The sequence below is a fragment of the Priestia sp. USM5 genome (assembly GCF_058323215.1).
The window spans coordinates 709,498-726,361 of record NZ_JBSGKN010000001.1 but is presented as its reverse complement, the minus strand read 5'-3'; the positions used below and the strand labels follow the sequence as shown (position 1 = coordinate 726,361).

The following is a 16,864-nucleotide window of genomic DNA, read 5'->3' as shown; positions in this document are numbered from 1 at the left end:
TGTTAAATTATTTTGCTTAAACTCGTACGCATTTTAAACAGCGCTTTCGAATGAATTTGAGAAATGCGTGAAGTGGATAGCCCTAACAGCTGCGCGATCTCTGTGAAAGTCAACTCCTCTTTATAAAATAATGAAACAACAAGCTGCTCTTTTTCATTTAGCTGCTCGATAACTTCAGCGAGCTCTTGATATCGTTCGTCGTTAATTAGCTCCTCTTCAGGAGAGAGCGTTTTTTCATCTTTAATCGTGTATTTTTGCTCTCCATCTTCATACTCTTTTGGCTGTTCTTCCATTGACAAAACGTTAGCTAAGAAGCCTTCATTCATTGTATGAACAACATCTGCTTCTGTCATGCCTACTTCTTTTGCAACCTCACTTGGTGCAACTCTGCGCAAGTATCTTTGTTCAAGTGCTTCTGTTGCTTGCTCAATTCTTTTCGTCTTTTCCCTTGCGCTTCTTGATAACCAATCTTCTTTACGAAGCCCGTCTATTATCGCCCCTCGAATTCGAAAAGACGCATATGTATCAAACTTTAAGTCTCTACCGTAATCAAACTTTTCCAAAGCATCGTAAAGGCCGATTAATCCTAAACTACGAAGCTCTTCTTTATGAATATTCTTCGGCAGCCCTACACTAATCCGCTGAACGTGATAGTTAACAAGCGGCATATACTTTTTAACAAGCATGTTTCCCGCATGGGAGTCTCTCGTCTCTATCCATTCCTGCCAAATTTTATGTTCTTCAACTTCTTGTATACTTTTCAAGGGTCTTTCAACTCCTTTTTATAGCGCTATTAAACGGTCAACGGTAAGAGCGCGCTTTATATCGTTTTTATCCCTTCATTAATCGTACGAACCTTTAAAATAGCCGTTTGAGGATCAAATTCAATTGTGCGTCCGTTGTGTCCTCCTGTAGCTTTTGCTGCAATTTCTACACTGTTTCTATGCAGTTCTCTCTCCACTGCTTGAACATTTCGAAGGCCAATTCGCATCACATCATTTCTTGGTTCCAATTGAAACATCTGTGCGCCCCCTGCTATTTTTGCTTTTAATAATCTTCTATGTGCACCTTGTTTAATCAACATATTTATCAAATCAAAAATAGCTGTATCTGCATATTTAGCTCTATTAAAAGGACATTTAGCCCCGCTTGAATCGGGAAGCATTACATGAGCGAGCCCAGCTACTGAGTGAACAGAGTCGTAAACGACAACTCCTACACATGACCCTAATCCCGTTGTTCGAAGCACTGCGGGTGCATGTGTAACATTCATCTCGGCAATTCCTACCTTAATCACTTGTTTATCATCTCTCACGATTCTTCAACTCCTACAAACTTCAGCGTGATATCCATTATTCGCTTGGCTCACTGGAGGTGGTCTTCTAAAGAGAGCACTTTAGGTAAATTTAGAAGAACAATTAAACGGCTATCTACTTTAACAACTCCGTTCAAGTATTCTACAGCTGTTCCTTCAACTGTTTCAGGCACTGAAGCAATCGTTTTTTCATCAATGTCTACTACATCATTTGCCGCATCCACAATCAAACCTGCTTCTACATCATTAAGACGAACCATAATAATACGTGTCAGCTCATGGTTAAGCTGTTCTTGTAAGTTAAAACGAGTGCGCAAATCAATAATCGGTGTAATAACACCGCGAAGATTAATAACACCTTTTACATATTCTTTTACTCCAGGAACGCGTGTTATGTGCTGAATCTTTTCAATCGATTGCACTTCTTCTACTGAAATTCCGTACTCCTCGTCCCCCAATTGAAACACAATAATTTTCATGCCTTTCTCCCTTTCTTTTTACAGCATTTGTTATTTGATCAAAGCGTTGCAATCAATGATAAGTGCTACTTGTCCATCGCCTAAAATCGTGGCTCCTGAAATAGCAAATACACCCGGCAGATAATGACCTAAAGATTTTAAAACGATTTCCTGCTGACCGATAAAAGAATCAACAATTAGCCCGGCGGTCTTTTCTCCTTTTTTCACAATAACGACGGAATAATGATCTCTTTGTACCGAGTTAGGCACAGTAAATAGTTCTTTTAAATCAATAAGAGGAATAATGGCTCCTCGAAAGTCAATAACCTTTTGACCATGTACATGCATGACCTCTTTCGGCTGAACAATAGCTGTTTCAATAATCGAAGAAAGCGGCAAGGCATAGCGCTCTTCACTCATTTGCACGAGTAAAGCAGAAATGATAGACAGAGTGAGCGGCAGTTGAATAGAAAAACGCGAACCGTATCCTTCGTTAGAATCGATCGTTACAGAACCCCCTAGCGATTCAATCGTGTTTTTCACGACATCTAGACCTACTCCTCGTCCGGAAACATCTGAAATTTGTTCAGCCGTCGAAAAGCCCGAAGCGAAAATGAGCTCGTACACTTGTTTATCCGTCAGCGTTTCAGCAGTTTTCCCATCGATAATTCCTCGATCTAACGCTTTTTGCAGTACCTTTTCACGATTGATGCCCGCCCCGTCATCTTCTAAATCAATAAAGACATGATTTCCGCTATGATAAGCTTTAAGGCGAATCGTTCCCTTTTCATTCTTTCCGTTCTTTAAGCGTGCTTGAGGCATTTCAATTCCGTGGTCAACGGCATTTCTTAATAAGTGAACAAGCGGATCTCCAATTTCATCAATGACGGTCCGGTCCAACTCTGTATCAGCTCCGACAATTTGAAGTTCAATTTGTTTCCCTAAATCTTTTGAAAGCTGTCTCACCATACGGGGAAACCGATTAAAAACGGTTTCTACAGGCACCATACGCATATTTAAAATAATCGTTTGCAAATCTCCAGAAATACGGGACATCCGCTCTACCGTTTCGTCTAATTCGCTATTATTCAATTCTTTTGATATTTGTTCTAACCTGCCTCTATCAATAACTAGTTCTTCAAACAAGTTCATGAGACTGTCCAAACGGTCAATATTGACTCGAATCGTCTTGTTATTTGAGAGCTGTCTTTTCTCTTCAACAGGCGATTTAGAAGGTGCTGACACAGTAACTTCCTGTATAGCTGCTGCTTCTTCTTGTGAAACAAGCTCCTGCATTTCTGTCTCCTTTTTTATGGGGACCGCAGCAATTTTCACGCTTTCTACTTCAGAGACCTCCATAATGCTCGCTTTCAGCTTTTCTTGCGATTCGCTTGTTACTAATATAACGATAAAAGATGATTCAAATTTTTCTTGTTCGATATCTTGAACAGTTGGCGCTGACTTAATGACGTCTCCCACTTGCTCTAACACATCAAATACCATATATGCACGCGCAGCTTTTAACAGACAGGTGCGTTCGAGCTGTACGGTTATTTCAAACGCATTAAATCCTTGCCCTGCTGTTTGACTGAGCAGCGTTTGTACGAACTCATCATACTCAATAGAAGAAGCCGCATGCTCTGCTGCGGGTTCCTCTGCTACAATACGCTGCAGCTTTTGAACAAGCAATTTGACATCAAGCTGACCATCGCCGCCTTCAGAAATAGATTGAACCATTATTTCTAGCGCATCGACTGATTCAAACAAAGCATCAAGAACTTCCGTGTGAGCGTCGATTTGATGATTTCGAACGGCATCTAGCACGTTTTCCATTTTGTGAGTTAATTGTGCTAAATCATCAAATCCCATTGTTGCAGACATACCTTTTAACGTATGAGCAGACCGAAAAATTTCATTTACATAACCAAGATCATCGGTATTTTTTTCAAAACGCATTAGCTGGTCGTTAACGTTTTGAAGATGTTCCTTGCTTTCTTCAATAAACACTTCTAGATATTGATTCATATCCATCGTAACTTTCCCTCCTATTTCTGTGCGTAGCGAGAAATAAAGCTTCCAACGTTTCGCAGCGGTTCAATATAATCAACAAGCTTTGTAGAAACAGCTGATTTGGGCATCCCATAAATGACAGCTGTTTCTTTAGATTCAGCCAATATAAGCGCGTCTTTATTTTTCTTTAAATCAATAATGCCTTCCGTTCCATCCGCCCCCATTCCCGTCAACACAATAGCAAGTTTTTGATAACCTGAAATTTTACTAATCGACTGAAACAAACGATCCACTGAGGGGCGATGTCCCTTTACAGGTGAAGAAGTGTCTAAACAAATGCTGAGCTGTCCTTCTTTCTCTACAACCGTCATATGAAAACCTCCAGGCGCAATGTACGCACATCCTGAGCGCGCGATTTCATTGTCTTGTGCTTCTTTCACTTCAATATCAGCTAGCTGATCTAGTCTAACCGCTAATGATTTTGTGAAATTTGGAGGCATATGTTGCACAATAAAAATAGGTGCGTGTATGTCTTTTGAAACAGTTGATAATACTTCTTGCAGCGCACGCGGTCCTCCAGTAGAAGTGCCAATACAAATCATTTTGTTCACTTTCGTCCCCATCGGGAGGTTATATACACTTCTGTTTTGCACGTGCTGATGACTGCTTGAAGATATGTTGGCTTTACTAGCAAGCAATAGTTTAGAGATAAGCTCATCTTTCACTTTATGTAAGTCCAGCGAAATAGCTCCCGAAGGTTTAGCAACAAAATCAACTGCGCCGTACTGCATAGCGGTCAGCGTATTTTCAGCCCCTTCTATTGTTGTACTCGATAACATGACAACAGGAAGGGGCTTCACACGCATAAGCTGCTTTAACATATCTAAGCCATTCATTTTAGGCATTTCGATATCGAGTGTCACAATGTCTGGCGACAGCTCGAGCGCTTTTTTCAACCCTTCTTCACCGTTACGTGCGGTACCCACAACGTGAAAACGACTGTCACATGCTAAAAAATCGCCGATTAGCTTTCGCATAAATGCAGAATCATCTACAATAAGCACCTTTATTTCATTCACTCTCATTTCCTACCTTTCAAGAAAAAATCGTTTGAGGCGCCGAATAAACATTCCCTCGTTTTTAGCCGTTATCCTATTGTCTTGAGGAATAAGAATATTCACCATTTCTATTAGTGATACACTTGCTTTAGATGTTGGGTTTTGAAGCAAAAAAGGCATTTGGCGATTGACCGCTTTCTGGACAGCTTGATCGTTTGGCACAATACCTAATAGAGAAATAGATATGTTCAAAAACTGCTGAACAGCTCGGTTAAATCGTTCATACGTCTCATTTCCTTCTTTGTCAGAAAGCGTTTTGTTAATAATAAGACGAACCGGTGCTGATACAGAATAGGAAGCTGCTAGCTTAATAGCAGCGTAAGCATCTGTGATAGATGTAGGTTCGGGTGTTGTGACCACGATCATTTCATCTACAGCTTTTAAAAACTTAAGCACACTCTCTGACATGCCCGCTCCCATATCAAAAATCATGTAATCGTATTGATTTGTCAAAGAACTCAATTCTTGTATTAAATGAGCAAGGTCCGATGGAGACCATTCAAATACAGAGGAAATTCCCGTTCCACCAGCCACATAAGCTAAATCTTCAGGACCTTTTTTAATAATTTGCTGGATGGAAAGCTTTTTTTCTAGCAAATCAACCATCGTATAGGAAGCAGTTTGTCCAATCAAAATATCAATATTTCCCATCCCTATATCCATGTCAAAAAGAAGAACTCTTTGCTTTTGCTTCGTTAGCGCAAGAGATAAGTTTAATGATAGATTCGACTTTCCAACTCCTCCTTTTCCGCTTAACACGGCTATCGTTTTACAATTCCTTAAAGAGTTTTGATGTTTCTTTAACACTTTTTCTCTTAAAACTGCTGCTTGATCATTCATCTTTCCAATCTCCAAACACATCGTCGATAAACTCTTCTATTTTAAATGACGAAACATCTTCTGGTACATCCTGCCCGTTTGTTGTAAAAGCAGCTCGTTGGCCGTAACGATACAACATATTTAAAAGCGAGCCTTTGTGAGTTGTTTCATCTCGCTTCGTAAAAATCAGTTGATCAACAGGGAGACTAGCAAAACGTTCATATATAGCTTTCATATCTGATGCTTTTGACGTTAGTGCTAGAACAAGAAACGTTTGCAAATCTTCTTGAAACGTAATAATTTTCTTTAAATCATTTACATATTGCGGTTCTAAAAAGTTACGGCCTGCTGTGTCAATAAAAATCACATCGTATGCTTTTGTTTCCAGCAAAGCTTTTTTAAAATCTTCTCCGTTATAGCAAATCGTTAAAGGCGCATTTAAGATCGAAGCGTACGTCTTGAGCTGCTCAATCGCTGAAATTCTATAGGTGTCCGTTGTGATAAATGCTATTTTTTGATTTTGTTCTAGGACACACTTTGCAGCCAATTTAGCAAGAGTGGTTGTTTTACCGACACCTGTTGGCCCTACTACACTTACATATTTTTTGAAAGGACCGCTCCATTCACTTGCTTTAAACTGATTGGTAAACCAGTTTTTCGTCCACTTCATGAGTTGGTTTGAGTTAGGGCGATGTAAGTAGTAGTACTCTAGCATAGGAGCCTCCAAGTTTTCTAAAATAGCTTCGTCTATTTCTTGCAAACGCAAATAAGCAAGCACATCTTCCACTACTTTTGGATATGAACCTGAAGAAACCTTTGGCATTTGACTCATTTGTGAGACAAGAGTATTTAACTCACTGAGCTGCTGCTTCATAAAAGATTGATTATCTTCCATACTGTGTTCTGGCGGCGCTGAGTTCTTCTTTACGCTCAGCTTTTCTACGGGATCGACAGCTGCCAATACTTCTATTTTCGCCTTAGTAAATAAGCCAAGAAAACCTCCTGTTCGAATTTGTTTCGAATGTAAAATAACCGCTTCCTCACCTAAATCTGAACGAATGGCTTTCATAGCTTGCGGCATAGATTCTACTACATATTTTTTTACTTTCATCAGATATCCACCACTCCAACACTTTGAACTTCAACATTTGCTTCTAACTCGTTATATGATAAAACCGCCATATGAGGAAAATACCGCTCAGTGATTTGACGAACGTACATCCTCACTGCAGGAGAACATAACACAATTGGAGACTGTTCTTGAAAAGAAAGTGTTTCTATTTGCTTAGCTATACTTTCCACAATAGCTTGTGAAACGTTAGGGTCTAGTGATAAATAGTTCCCATGCTCCGTTTGTTGAACAGCTTCCGCCATCGTTTTTTCAACTTTTCCTGAAAGGGTAAGAACTCGAAGCAGACCTTCTTGGACCGTATATTGACTGGTAATTTGCCTTGCAAGTCCTTGCCTGACATATTCAGTTAACAAATCGGTGTCTGACGTCATTTTTCCGTAGTCGGCCAGCACCTCAAAAATAATGGGTAAATTTCGAATTGAGACGCTCTCTTTTAAAAGTTTTGCCAGTACCCTTTGAATGTCTCCAACGGAAAGCGGGTTAGGCGTTACTTCCTCAATTAAAATAGGATACGTTTCTTTTGTGTGATCAATTAGTTGCTTTGTCTCCTGCCTTCCAATCAGCTCATGCGCATACGATTTTATAACTTCTGTTATGTGCGTAGACACAACCGACGGTGGGTCCACAACGGTATACCCAAACATCTCAGCCTGCTCCTTCACCGACTCGCTAATCCATTTCGCAGGCATTTTAAAAGCTGGTTCTAACGTATCAATTCCTTCAATCAATTCATCATCCATTCCGGGACTGATTGCTAAGTAGTGATCGAGCAGCAGCTCCCCTTTCGCCACTTCATTGCCCTTTATTTTAAGACAGTATTCGTTGGGCTGAAGCTGAATGTTATCTCTGATACGAACAACTGGAATGACTAATCCTAGCTCAAGTGCCAGCTGGCGCCTAATCATAACAATTCGATCGAGTAAATCGCCTCCTTGATTCGTATCAGCAAGCGGAATTAATGCATACCCAAATTCAAATTCAATCGGATCAACGCTTAATAGATTGACAACACTCTCTGGACTTTTCATTTCATTGTCTTCTAGCTCTTCTTCAGTAGGGGCCATTTCTTCACGAACCGCCTGATTTTTAGCCTGAGACAAATAATAGCCTCCCACCCCTAATAAAATAGCAATAGGCATTGTAATGACATCATTAATTGGCGTGATTAAACCAAGAGCGGCAATTGTTCCTCCAGTTACATAAAGCATAACGGGAAAAGCAAACAGCTGCCGTGTAATATCTTCGCTCAAATTGCCTGTTGAAGCAGCTCTCGTGACGATAATTCCCGTCGCTGTTGAAATCATGAGGGCTGGAATTTGACTAACTAATCCATCGCCTACTGTTAACAAAGTAAACGTTTGGGATGCTTCAGTGATGGACATTCCCATTTGCAGCATGCCGATAATAATTCCAAACAAGATGTTAATAAGGGTAATGACAATCCCTGCAATGGCATCACCTTTGACGAATTTACTAGCTCCATCCATTGCTCCGTAAAAATCTGCTTCGCGCTGAATTTTTTCACGGCGGTCAATTGCTTGTTTTTCTGAAATCATACCTGCATTTAAATCTGCATCAATGCTCATTTGTTTCCCTGGCATCGCATCCAAGGTAAAACGTGCGGCTACTTCAGAAACACGCTCCGCTCCTTTTGTAATAACGAGAAACTGAATGATAATTAAAATAATAAAGACAACAAACCCCACTAACGGATTTCCACCAATCACGAAGTGGCCAAATGTTTCCACTACTCCGCCTGCTTCTCCTGTTCCTAAAATTGAACGGGTTGTCGATACGTTCAAACCTAATCGAAACAGCGTAAGAACCAGCAGCAAAGACGGAAACACCGATAGCTCTAAAGGTTCTTTCATGTTCATGGAAACGAGCAGTACAAGCAGCGCAAGAGAAATGTTAATCATGATTAAAATACTTAATAACCATGAAGGCAACGGAATAACAAGCATAACGATAATGAGTACAACACCTATAACAACTGGCAGTTCTCTTGCAGACATTAATTTTTCTCTCCTTACAATAGCGTAACGTTACATTTTATTTTGAATGCGGTATACGTAAGCTAATATTTCAGCCACCGCTTTAAAAAACTCTTCTGGAACCGCATCCCCTACTTTGGTTTGATCAAAAAGCGCTCTTGCCAGCGGGCGGTTCTCTACCATGATAATTTCATGACTTTTGGCAATTCCTTTGATCTTTTGAGCAATAAAATCTACGCCGCTGGCTACAACATAGGGAGCATCCATTTTTTCTTCATCATATTTTAAAGCAATAGCATAATGAGTAGGGTTTGTAATGACGACATCTGCTTTTGGAACTTCTTGCATCATGCGAGACATTGCCATTTCACGCTGCTTTTGCTTTATTTTTGATTTGATTAGAGGATCTCCTTCAATGTTTTTATGCTCATCTTTGATATCTTGCTTTGACATTCGAATATTTTTCTCGAAATCAAACTTTTGGTACAAATAATCAAGCAGCGATAAAAATAAAAGCATAAGCGAAGCTGCAAGTCCCATTTGAAAAACAAGCTTAGACAGAACAACCAGCGAGTCCCCTATACTTTTTTGAGATAAATTTAATACATCTTCTATGTGAATCCATAAGATAAAAAACGTGACGGCTCCGATACACATAATTTTCAGCGTTGACTTGATTAGTTCTACCAGCGCTCTCATGGCAAAAATTCGTTTGGCTCCGCTAATAGGGTTAATCTTTTCTAACTTAGGCTGAAGGGACTCCGTGGAAAAAAGAATGCCAACCTGCATATAATTCGCTCCGAGCGCAGCAACAAAAGCTGCGAGCATGACAGGACCCGCTGCAAGAGCAATTGAAGGAAGAAGATGCTTAAACATCGCAAATACGCGCTCTGCCGTCACTTCCTCAAGCATATACGTTTGAAAAGCTTCTCTTAACAGCTTCATCATTTGCTGTAAAAATTGTTTGGCTCCAAACAAAAAATAAAGAAAAACCATTAAAAGAATGAGCGCAGTGGTAACGTCTTGACTTTTAGCTACCTGTCCTTTTTTTCGAGAGTCCTGCTTTTTTTTAGGTGTAGCTTTTTCCGTTTTTTCTCCTGCAAAAAATTGCAAATCAACTTTTATTAAAAACAAAGCTACACCCCTCCTAATATGCGGATCATCGCGCGCATCGCTTCTATCATTTGTTCAAATATGATTTGCATCATATAAAACATGCTCCCCATCACTACAATTAGTAAAATAAAAGCAACGATGATTTTCACCGGAAATCCAACTACGAAAATATTTAACTGCGGAACCGTTCTCGCGACGATGCCAAGCGCGATATCGACTAAAAATAATGAACCAACCAAAGGCAAAGACATTTGAACGGCTACTAAAAACATCGATGAAAAAACAGTTATGATGTGTGTAGCAAATGCTTGGCTTCCCACAGGGAAAGCTACTTTGTCTAACGGAATAATTAAATAACTATTATAAATGCCGTCTATTAATAAATGATGCCCATTGGTCGATAATAAAAATAGAAGAGCAAATACATATAAATATTGACCTAGTATCGGACTTTGCGCCCCTGTCTGCGGGTCTATTACATTGGCAATGGCAAACCCAATTTGAAAATCGATGAGACCTCCGGCGATTTGAATAGCCATAATAAATACATACGCAGTCAAACCAATACACAACCCAACAGCACATTCTTTTACTACTAAAAGTACAAACTGTGCATCTAACGAAACGACGGGTAAATCAATCGTTGTCGCAATAATGACGGATAGCGAGGCAGACAAACCTACCTTATGAACTGCGGGAATCGTTTTGTATGAAAATAGCGGAACAGTGATGAAAAAAGACGTTACCCGCACTAGTACTAGTAAAAACGCGGGATAGGATAAGATCAACTGACTCATAGCTATCCTACGTACCGATACAGATTTGCAAAAATTTCATATGTAAATGAAATCATTTTCGATAACATCCACGGACCAAAAAATACAATCCCTACTAAGACCGCTACAATCTTAGGAACAAAAGCAAGAGTTTGCTCTTGAATTTGGGTAGTTGCTTGAAAAATACTAATAATGAGCCCAACTACAAGGGCCAGCAGTAATAGAGGACCAGATACAATTAAAATTGTATACACGCCTTTTTCTGCTAACGAAATGACAAATTCTCCATTCATTGTCTATCACCTATTGAAAACTTATTAATAATGATTTAACAACTAAATTCCAGCCGTCAACCAGTACAAATAGTAAAATTTTAAATGGGAGCGAAATCATAACGGGAGGAAGCATCATCATTCCCATAGACATCAGCACGCTTGCTATAATCATATCGATAATGAGAAAAGGAATAAAAATCATAAATCCAATTTGAAATGCTGTCTTTAGCTCACTGATCGCATAAGCTGGAACGAGCGCAGTTAAGGGAATATCTTGAACAGAGGATGGTTTATCTATATCCGCATATTCTAAAAAAAGAGCTAAATCTTTTTGTCTTGTATGAGCACTCATAAATTCTTTCATTGGTTCAGCTGCTTTTTTATAGGCTTGATTCAACGTGATTTTTTCTTTTAAAAGCGGCTGAAGCGCCTGTTCATTTACCTGAGAAAAAGTTGGTGCCATAATAAAAAATGTTAAAAACAGCGATAAACCAACTAATACTTGATTAGGAGGCATTTGCTGTGTCCCAAGCGACGTACGTACAAATGAAAGCACAATGACAATTCGTGTAAAGCAGGTCATCATGATTAAAATTCCAGGAGCTACTGAAAACACCGTCAGCAGCAACAAAAGCTGGACAGAAGTTGAAATATTTGTAGGACTGCTCGAGTTAAAGAGATTCATAACTTCATTCATCGTTCTTTTTGTTCCTTTCTAACTCTTTCAGTGCGTTTTGTCTTTTTATTTTCATTTCATTCATTTCTCGCTGAAAAAGCTGCTGAAAAGAATGACTAGATTTCTCTTCTTTTTTAGAAGTGAATTTTTCTAAAAAAGACGGTAGTACGACTTTATATTCGCCCTCGTTTTTCTGTTGTTCCTCATACTGCGTAAGCAGCTGCTGTTTCTCTTGCCCTGTAATTTCTGAAAGAAGCTGCACATTTTCACCGACTCCAATAACAAAAAGCTGATTTCCAACTTTGACTACTTGTACAGACTTGCTGCTTCCAACATTTGTACCACCCAAGTTTTGTACGACTTTATTTTTTTGTAGAAGCCTTCCTTTTTTATTTACAAATTTTAAGAGCGCAAAAAGCAGCCCAATTACAAGTAAAAACGCGAATATCATCTTCACGATATCTCCAGCTGAAAGCGCAGGCGTCGCCTGGAGTTCAGTTTTTTCTTTTGAATCAGTACTCTTACTCTCTGAACACTTCTCCGTTTTCTCCAAACATTCTTTTACCGATGCAGATCCACTTTCTGCATAGACAATTTGATTTGATCCTGCTAATACGCTTATTAACAGCGCAACAATTACGAACTTTCGCAGCAATGTCTGCCACCTCTTACTTCAACATAGTGTAAGATTAGCGGGAAAGTCCCGCCAATCTGTTGTTTATCCAATTGCTTTTGAAATTGCCTCTACTACACGATCTGCTTGAAACGGCTTAACGATAAAATCTTTTGCCCCTGCTTGAATGGCATCAATCACCATTGCCTGCTGTCCCATCGCTGAACACATGATCACCTTGGCATCACTTTTTATGTTTTTAATTTCTTTTAAGGCCGTAATTCCATCCATTTCAGGCATCGTAATATCCATTGTGACAAGATCTGGTGCATGCTCTTTAAATAACTCCACAGCCTGCTGGCCATCTGCCGCTTCCGCTACTACTTCATATCCATTTTTCGTTAAAATATCTTTAATCATCATGCGCATGAATGCAGCATCATCTACAATTAAAATTCGGTTTCCCATCTCTACTCCTCCTAAAAATCATTACTTTAGTTTGTTAATACGGTCTCTTTGACTAATAATATCAGTTACGCGAACGCCAAAATTCTCGTCAATGACGACCACTTCACCTTTTGCAATTAATTTGCTATTAATCAAGATATCTACCGGTTCGCCTGCTAGTTTATCAAGTTCAATGATTGCACCAGAAGATAATGCTAAAATCTCTTGAACCGTTCGCTTAGTCCTTCCAAGCTCCACGGTAACTTGAAGCGGGATATCAAGCAGCATGTCTAAATTTCGCGAATCCCCTTGAGGAGAAGACACGTGCTCGAACTCTGAAAACGATGCGGGCTGAACATCAACTGGTACATGAACAGGTTCTGCCTGCTGTGTTTCTTCATGCTGTATGTATTCAGCTGTCGGCGGTTCTGTTTGCTTTTCGTTAAGGTCTGATTCTTTTTCAATAGAAGCTGCGGTACCTTCTGCGCTTGGAACTAAGAGCTCTTCCACCAAACTTTTGGCAAAAGATATCGATAACAGCTGCATAATATTCGAATCGATTAATGTGCCTACCTTCAAATTAAAAGAGACTTTTACAAAGACGTCATCTTGGGGAATCAGCTCTGTGCCTTCCCCTTTTTGAATATTTAAAATATCTAAGCTCGGCGGAGAGATATCAATTTTCTTTTGAAATACCGTAGACATAGACGTCGCTGCAGAACCCATCATTTGATTCATCGCTTCCTGCACTGCACTCAGCTTAATTTCATCCATGATTTCCGTCGGATTCTCACCCGTTCCACCAAGCATCAAATCTGAAATAACAGCTGCATCTTCATGTTTAATAACTAACAAATTCGTACCAGAAAAGCCTTCTGTGTACTGAACTTGCACAGCGACATGAGGATTTGGAAATTCATCCGTCAGCTCTTCTTTATACACGAGCGATACAAACGGTGTGGTAATATCGACTTTTTGATTCAATAAAGCCGATAACGCTGTTGCTGAACTGCCAAACGAAATATTTCCAATTTCGCCAAGCGCGTCTTTTTCCATTTCCGTAAAGTAATCGTCTACTTGACTTGACTTATTCGGCTCTGAAAACTCGTCAAGTGAAGAAGTTCCTTTTAACAACGCATCAATTTCATCTTGCGAAAGCATGTCATCGTTCATTCCTTTCGTTCCTCCTCTTAACATCATCTAGAATTTGCACAGCGACTTTCCGACTGACTTTTCCAGGCTGTGCAATAAATTTAGGTTGTTCTCCGACGTAAATAGTTAACGGATTATGAACGCTTGTTTGCAGTCGAATAACATCTCCCGCATCTAATGCTAGGAAATCTTCAATGGAAATATCCGCTTTTCCTAGCTCGGCTACAACCTGCAATTCCGCATCATTAATTTGTTCCTTTAGCTGCTCAACCTCTTGTACGTTAGGTTCTTTTTTCGAAGATTGCATCCAGTAATGAACGGACAGTTTGGACACAATCGGCTCAAGCGTCACGTGCGGAATACATAGATTGATCATGCCCGTTTCATCTCCAATTTGTACGTTTAATGAAATGACGATGACAATTTCATTTGGTGAAATTACCTGCAAAAACTGAGGATTCACTTCAAACTCTGATGTTTCAGGTTCAATTTCCGCAATAGAACTCCAAGCTTCTCTCATACTGTCTAACGTTTTCTCTAACAAGTTTCGAACCAAGCTCGTTTCAATCTCCGTTAAGTTACTAATTTTCCCACCGCTCTCGCCTTGTCCCCCGAGCAAGCGGTCAAGCATCGCATAGGCAATGTTCGGATTGACTTCCATAATGATATGCCCTTCTAAAGGAGGGACAGCTATCACATTTAATATGGTTACTTTCGGAACAGAGCGAATGAACTCCTCATACGGAATTTGATCCACTGATACAACGGACACTTGTACAACGTTACGAAGCTGTGCCGAAAAGACGTTGATGAGCATGCGCGCATAATTTTCATGAATTCGCGTCAAACTGCGAATCTGATCTTTTGAAAAACGCAGCGCGCGTTTAAAATCATATGTACGAATGCGCTGTTTTTTATTTTCCTTTTTTAGCTCATCCGCATCCATCTCTCCGGTTGATAACGCGGATAATAGGGCATCAATTTCATTTTGTGATAATACATCCCCAGCCACTAGCTTCCCTCCCTTTTTCTTTACTGCAACACTTTAGACGTTGTATAAATTTTAACAACATGTCCGTTTTCCATTAATTGATCAATTTGCTTTGCAATATCTGTTTCTAACGTACTGAGCCCTTGCGTTCCTTCAAAATCTTGAGCACTCATATCGGAGAGCCGTTTGATAATAATGTCTCTTACTTGAAAGTCTCTTTTTTGAAGCTCTGCTGCCGCTTTTTTACTATCCATTTGAATTTTAAAGGAGATGCTGATGTAGTTATTGCTTTTTAAATTGGTTTTGATATCCGTTACATCCACAGAAGCTTTAATCACATCGTCGATAGATGGACCTTTTTCGGTACTTACCTGCTCCGTATACTTTAACGTCACAATAACCGCAATGCTTCCTATTAAAGTAAGAGAAAGCAGGATAATAATCATCTTACTAATTAGCTTATTTTTGAACACACTTTATTCCTCCGTCGTTTGCTGCAACCCTAATACGTTAATTCGCTGATAATAACTCGTCACTTTCTCATTCACTTCTTCAACTGAATCCTTTACCACTAGCTTTTTGTTATTTGTTAGCGTAATAGTTGTATCTGGAAATGCCTCAACCTGCTCGATGTAAAGAGCATTTAACGTAAATGTTTTGCCGTTTAGCCTCGTTAAAGTGATCATAATCAACCGGAGTAATACCTACTCCTTCCTCCCGCCTATCGTTTTAGATTCACTAATTCTTGCAGTATTTCATCGGATGTTGTGATAATTCTTGTATTCGCTTGAAATCCGCGCTGTGCAACAATCATGTCCGTGAATTCCTCGGATAAATCAACGTTGGACATTTCAAGGGCGCTTGAGACGAAGGTTCCTGTACCGTTGGCTCCTGGAGCTCCTAGCAAAGGATTTCCTGAGTTTACGCTTTGAGTAAATAAATTTCCTCCTGCCTTTTGGAGTCCTTCATTATTTGCAAATTTAGCAAGTTCAATTGTTGGTGTATTTGGAGTTATATTTCCGTTAGCATCTATGATATTAACCTTCCCATTTGCTCCTATACTGTAGCTCTTACTTGTTGAAGGAATATTAATATTCCCTCCTCCAGTTTTTTGTACATACAGTCCATCACCCGTTACCAAATTACCGCTGCTATCCAAATAAAAATTACCTGCTCTTGTGTAATAATTTGTGTTTCCATCATTTACAACAAAATACCCATCCCCAGAAATAGCCAAATCAAGCGGACGTCCCGTTGACTGAATGCTTCCTGCCGTTTGAACTGTATCAATCGTGCCAATCTGTGAACCTAACCCGACTTGTTTAGCATTAACACCTCCACGGTTAGCTCCCGGTGCCGTCGCTCCTGCTACCTGCTGACTTACTAAATCTTGAAACGTTGTACGTCCTTTTTTATAGCCGTATGTATTAACATTGGCAATGTTATTTCCTAGGACATCTAATTTAGTTTGAAAATTTTTCATGCCGCTGATTCCTGAATACATCGAACGTAACATAAAATCACTCCTTAAATTTGGTTGGTTAACTGCTTACTTCTAAGATATCGTTTAGCGAAAGTACCGTATGATTTTCATCGTTGATCGTAAACGATATCTCATTGTTTTTGACGGATGCTGTTGAAATGACTCCTTGCTTTTTATTTCCTTCTTCATCTAACCATGCAGCGGTTTTACCAATTAATTCGCTTCCTTTTAAAATAGGAGAAGCCTGAGACTGCGTTACAAACGTATTGAGCGATGTGCTCATATTTGTCATTTGTTCAAGGGATGAAAACTGAGCCATTTGAGCAATAAAGTCTTTGTCTTCCATTGGATTCATTGGATCTTGATTTTGAAGCTGAGCAATCAAAAGCTTCAAAAAGTCATCTTTGCCAAGCGAGCTGTTTCCCGTTTGCTTCACTTGTGTGTCCCTATTGCTTAAATACAAGTCAGACGTAATTTCATTTGTCATTG

At 39.6% G+C, this 16,864-nt stretch carries 20 protein-coding genes; all 20 read right to left on the bottom strand.

Annotated elements, in window-relative coordinates; all coding sequences use genetic code 11:
- Positions 1-2: 2 nt before the first annotated feature.
- The gene (locus ACWATA_RS03775) at positions 3-764 is read right to left on the bottom strand and encodes a FliA/WhiG family RNA polymerase sigma factor (protein ID WP_025750299.1); all 762 of its coding nucleotides are present in this window, start codon (positions 762-764) and stop codon (positions 3-5) included.
- Positions 765-820: 56 nt separating this feature from the next.
- A complete protein-coding gene (locus ACWATA_RS03770; RefSeq protein ID WP_165635194.1) occupies positions 821-1,315 on the bottom strand; it encodes a chemotaxis protein CheD in 495 nt (164 codons plus the stop codon).
- 50 nt (positions 1,316-1,365) lie between these two features.
- The gene (locus tag ACWATA_RS03765; RefSeq protein WP_014458457.1) at positions 1,366-1,794 is read right to left on the bottom strand and encodes a chemotaxis protein CheW; all 429 of its coding nucleotides are present in this window, start codon (positions 1,792-1,794) and stop codon (positions 1,366-1,368) included.
- A 30-nt stretch (positions 1,795-1,824) separates the two neighbouring features.
- Complete coding sequence (locus ACWATA_RS03760; protein ID WP_165635193.1) at positions 1,825-3,804, bottom strand: chemotaxis protein CheA; 1,980 nt, start codon at positions 3,802-3,804, stop codon at positions 1,825-1,827.
- A gap of 14 nt (positions 3,805-3,818) precedes the next feature.
- Positions 3,819-4,862 (bottom strand): protein-glutamate methylesterase/protein-glutamine glutaminase, encoded by a 1,044-nt coding sequence (locus ACWATA_RS03755; RefSeq protein ID WP_033579791.1) that lies wholly within the window; start codon positions 4,860-4,862, stop codon positions 3,819-3,821.
- 9 nt (positions 4,863-4,871) lie between these two features.
- A complete protein-coding gene (locus ACWATA_RS03750; RefSeq protein ID WP_028411415.1) occupies positions 4,872-5,741 on the bottom strand; it encodes a MinD/ParA family protein in 870 nt (289 codons plus the stop codon).
- Positions 5,734-6,831 (bottom strand): flagellar biosynthesis GTPase FlhF, encoded by a 1,098-nt coding sequence (gene flhF, locus ACWATA_RS03745; RefSeq protein WP_155010520.1) that lies wholly within the window; start codon positions 6,829-6,831, stop codon positions 5,734-5,736. Before flhF ends, ACWATA_RS03750 begins: the two co-directional genes overlap by 8 nt.
- Positions 6,831-8,867: a flagellar biosynthesis protein FlhA gene (gene flhA, locus ACWATA_RS03740; RefSeq protein WP_033579790.1), complete on the bottom strand. Its 2,037-nt coding sequence runs from the start codon at positions 8,865-8,867 to the stop codon at positions 6,831-6,833. The genes flhF and flhA overlap by 1 nt, the downstream gene beginning before the upstream one ends.
- Positions 8,868-8,897: 30 nt before the next feature.
- Positions 8,898-9,980, bottom strand: coding sequence for a flagellar biosynthesis protein FlhB (flhB, locus tag ACWATA_RS03735; protein WP_165635192.1), 1,083 nt, complete (start codon positions 9,978-9,980; stop codon positions 8,898-8,900).
- A gap of 2 nt (positions 9,981-9,982) precedes the next feature.
- A complete protein-coding gene (gene fliR / locus ACWATA_RS03730) occupies positions 9,983-10,759 on the bottom strand; it encodes a flagellar biosynthetic protein FliR (protein WP_165635191.1) in 777 nt (258 codons plus the stop codon).
- Positions 10,760-10,761: 2 nt separating this feature from the next.
- Positions 10,762-11,031 carry a flagellar biosynthesis protein FliQ gene (gene fliQ / locus ACWATA_RS03725; protein WP_033579787.1) on the bottom strand — a complete coding sequence of 90 codons (270 nt, stop codon included), beginning with the start codon at positions 11,029-11,031 and terminating at the stop codon, positions 10,762-10,764.
- A gap of 10 nt (positions 11,032-11,041) precedes the next feature.
- Entirely contained in the window at positions 11,042-11,710 is a 669-nt protein-coding gene (fliP, locus tag ACWATA_RS03720; protein WP_028411420.1) for a flagellar type III secretion system pore protein FliP, read from the bottom strand.
- Complete coding sequence (locus tag ACWATA_RS03715) at positions 11,703-12,344, bottom strand: flagellar biosynthetic protein FliO (RefSeq protein WP_047749903.1); 642 nt, start codon at positions 12,342-12,344, stop codon at positions 11,703-11,705. The genes fliP and ACWATA_RS03715 overlap by 8 nt, the downstream gene beginning before the upstream one ends.
- 63 nt (positions 12,345-12,407) lie before the next feature.
- A complete protein-coding gene (locus ACWATA_RS03710) occupies positions 12,408-12,770 on the bottom strand; it encodes a response regulator (RefSeq protein ID WP_098622936.1) in 363 nt (120 codons plus the stop codon).
- Between the two features lie 21 nt (positions 12,771-12,791).
- Positions 12,792-13,922 carry a flagellar motor switch phosphatase FliY gene (gene fliY / locus ACWATA_RS03705; protein WP_261763691.1) on the bottom strand — a complete coding sequence of 377 codons (1,131 nt, stop codon included), beginning with the start codon at positions 13,920-13,922 and terminating at the stop codon, positions 12,792-12,794.
- Entirely contained in the window at positions 13,912-14,913 is a 1,002-nt protein-coding gene (fliM, locus tag ACWATA_RS03700; RefSeq protein WP_028410819.1) for a flagellar motor switch protein FliM, read from the bottom strand. The genes fliY and fliM overlap by 11 nt, the downstream gene beginning before the upstream one ends.
- A gap of 20 nt (positions 14,914-14,933) precedes the next feature.
- Complete coding sequence (fliL, locus tag ACWATA_RS03695) at positions 14,934-15,365, bottom strand: flagellar basal body-associated protein FliL (RefSeq protein WP_473049579.1); 432 nt, start codon at positions 15,363-15,365, stop codon at positions 14,934-14,936.
- 3 nt (positions 15,366-15,368) lie between these two features.
- Positions 15,369-15,578 carry a flagellar FlbD family protein gene (locus ACWATA_RS03690; RefSeq protein WP_025750317.1) on the bottom strand — a complete coding sequence of 70 codons (210 nt, stop codon included), beginning with the start codon at positions 15,576-15,578 and terminating at the stop codon, positions 15,369-15,371.
- 35 nt (positions 15,579-15,613) lie between these two features.
- Positions 15,614-16,408 (bottom strand): flagellar basal body rod protein FlgG, encoded by a 795-nt coding sequence (gene flgG / locus ACWATA_RS03685; protein WP_033579783.1) that lies wholly within the window; start codon positions 16,406-16,408, stop codon positions 15,614-15,616.
- A gap of 25 nt (positions 16,409-16,433) precedes the next feature.
- The gene (flgD, locus tag ACWATA_RS03680) at positions 16,434-16,862 is read right to left on the bottom strand and encodes a flagellar hook assembly protein FlgD (protein ID WP_033579782.1); all 429 of its coding nucleotides are present in this window, start codon (positions 16,860-16,862) and stop codon (positions 16,434-16,436) included.
- Between the last annotated feature and the right edge of the window lie 2 nt (positions 16,863-16,864).

Coding starts and splice junctions, on each gene's coding strand:
- ACWATA_RS03760 (WP_165635193.1), bottom strand. CDS start 3,804: ATGGATATGAATCAATATCTAGAAGTGTTTATTGAAGAAAGCAAGGAA.
- fliY (WP_261763691.1), bottom strand. CDS start 13,922: ATGAACGATGACATGCTTTCGCAAGATGAAATTGATGCGTTGTTAAAA.
- fliQ (WP_033579787.1), bottom strand. CDS start 11,031: ATGAATGGAGAATTTGTCATTTCGTTAGCAGAAAAAGGCGTGTATACA.
- ACWATA_RS03690 (WP_025750317.1), bottom strand. CDS start 15,578: ATGATCACTTTAACGAGGCTAAACGGCAAAACATTTACGTTAAATGCT.
- flgD (WP_033579782.1), bottom strand. CDS start 16,862: ATGACAAATGAAATTACGTCTGACTTGTATTTAAGCAATAGGGACACA.
- ACWATA_RS03750 (WP_028411415.1), bottom strand. CDS start 5,741: ATGAATGATCAAGCAGCAGTTTTAAGAGAAAAAGTGTTAAAGAAACAT.
- flhA (WP_033579790.1), bottom strand. CDS start 8,867: ATGTCTGCAAGAGAACTGCCAGTTGTTATAGGTGTTGTACTCATTATC.
- fliP (WP_028411420.1), bottom strand. CDS start 11,710: ATGAATGAAGTTATGAATCTCTTTAACTCGAGCAGTCCTACAAATATT.
- flhF (WP_155010520.1), bottom strand. CDS start 6,831: ATGAAAGTAAAAAAATATGTAGTAGAATCTATGCCGCAAGCTATGAAA.
- fliR (WP_165635191.1), bottom strand. CDS start 10,759: ATGAGTCAGTTGATCTTATCCTATCCCGCGTTTTTACTAGTACTAGTG.
- flgG (WP_033579783.1), bottom strand. CDS start 16,408: ATGTTACGTTCGATGTATTCAGGAATCAGCGGCATGAAAAATTTTCAA.
- ACWATA_RS03710 (WP_098622936.1), bottom strand. CDS start 12,770: ATGGGAAACCGAATTTTAATTGTAGATGATGCTGCATTCATGCGCATG.
- ACWATA_RS03765 (WP_014458457.1), bottom strand. CDS start 1,794: ATGAAAATTATTGTGTTTCAATTGGGGGACGAGGAGTACGGAATTTCA.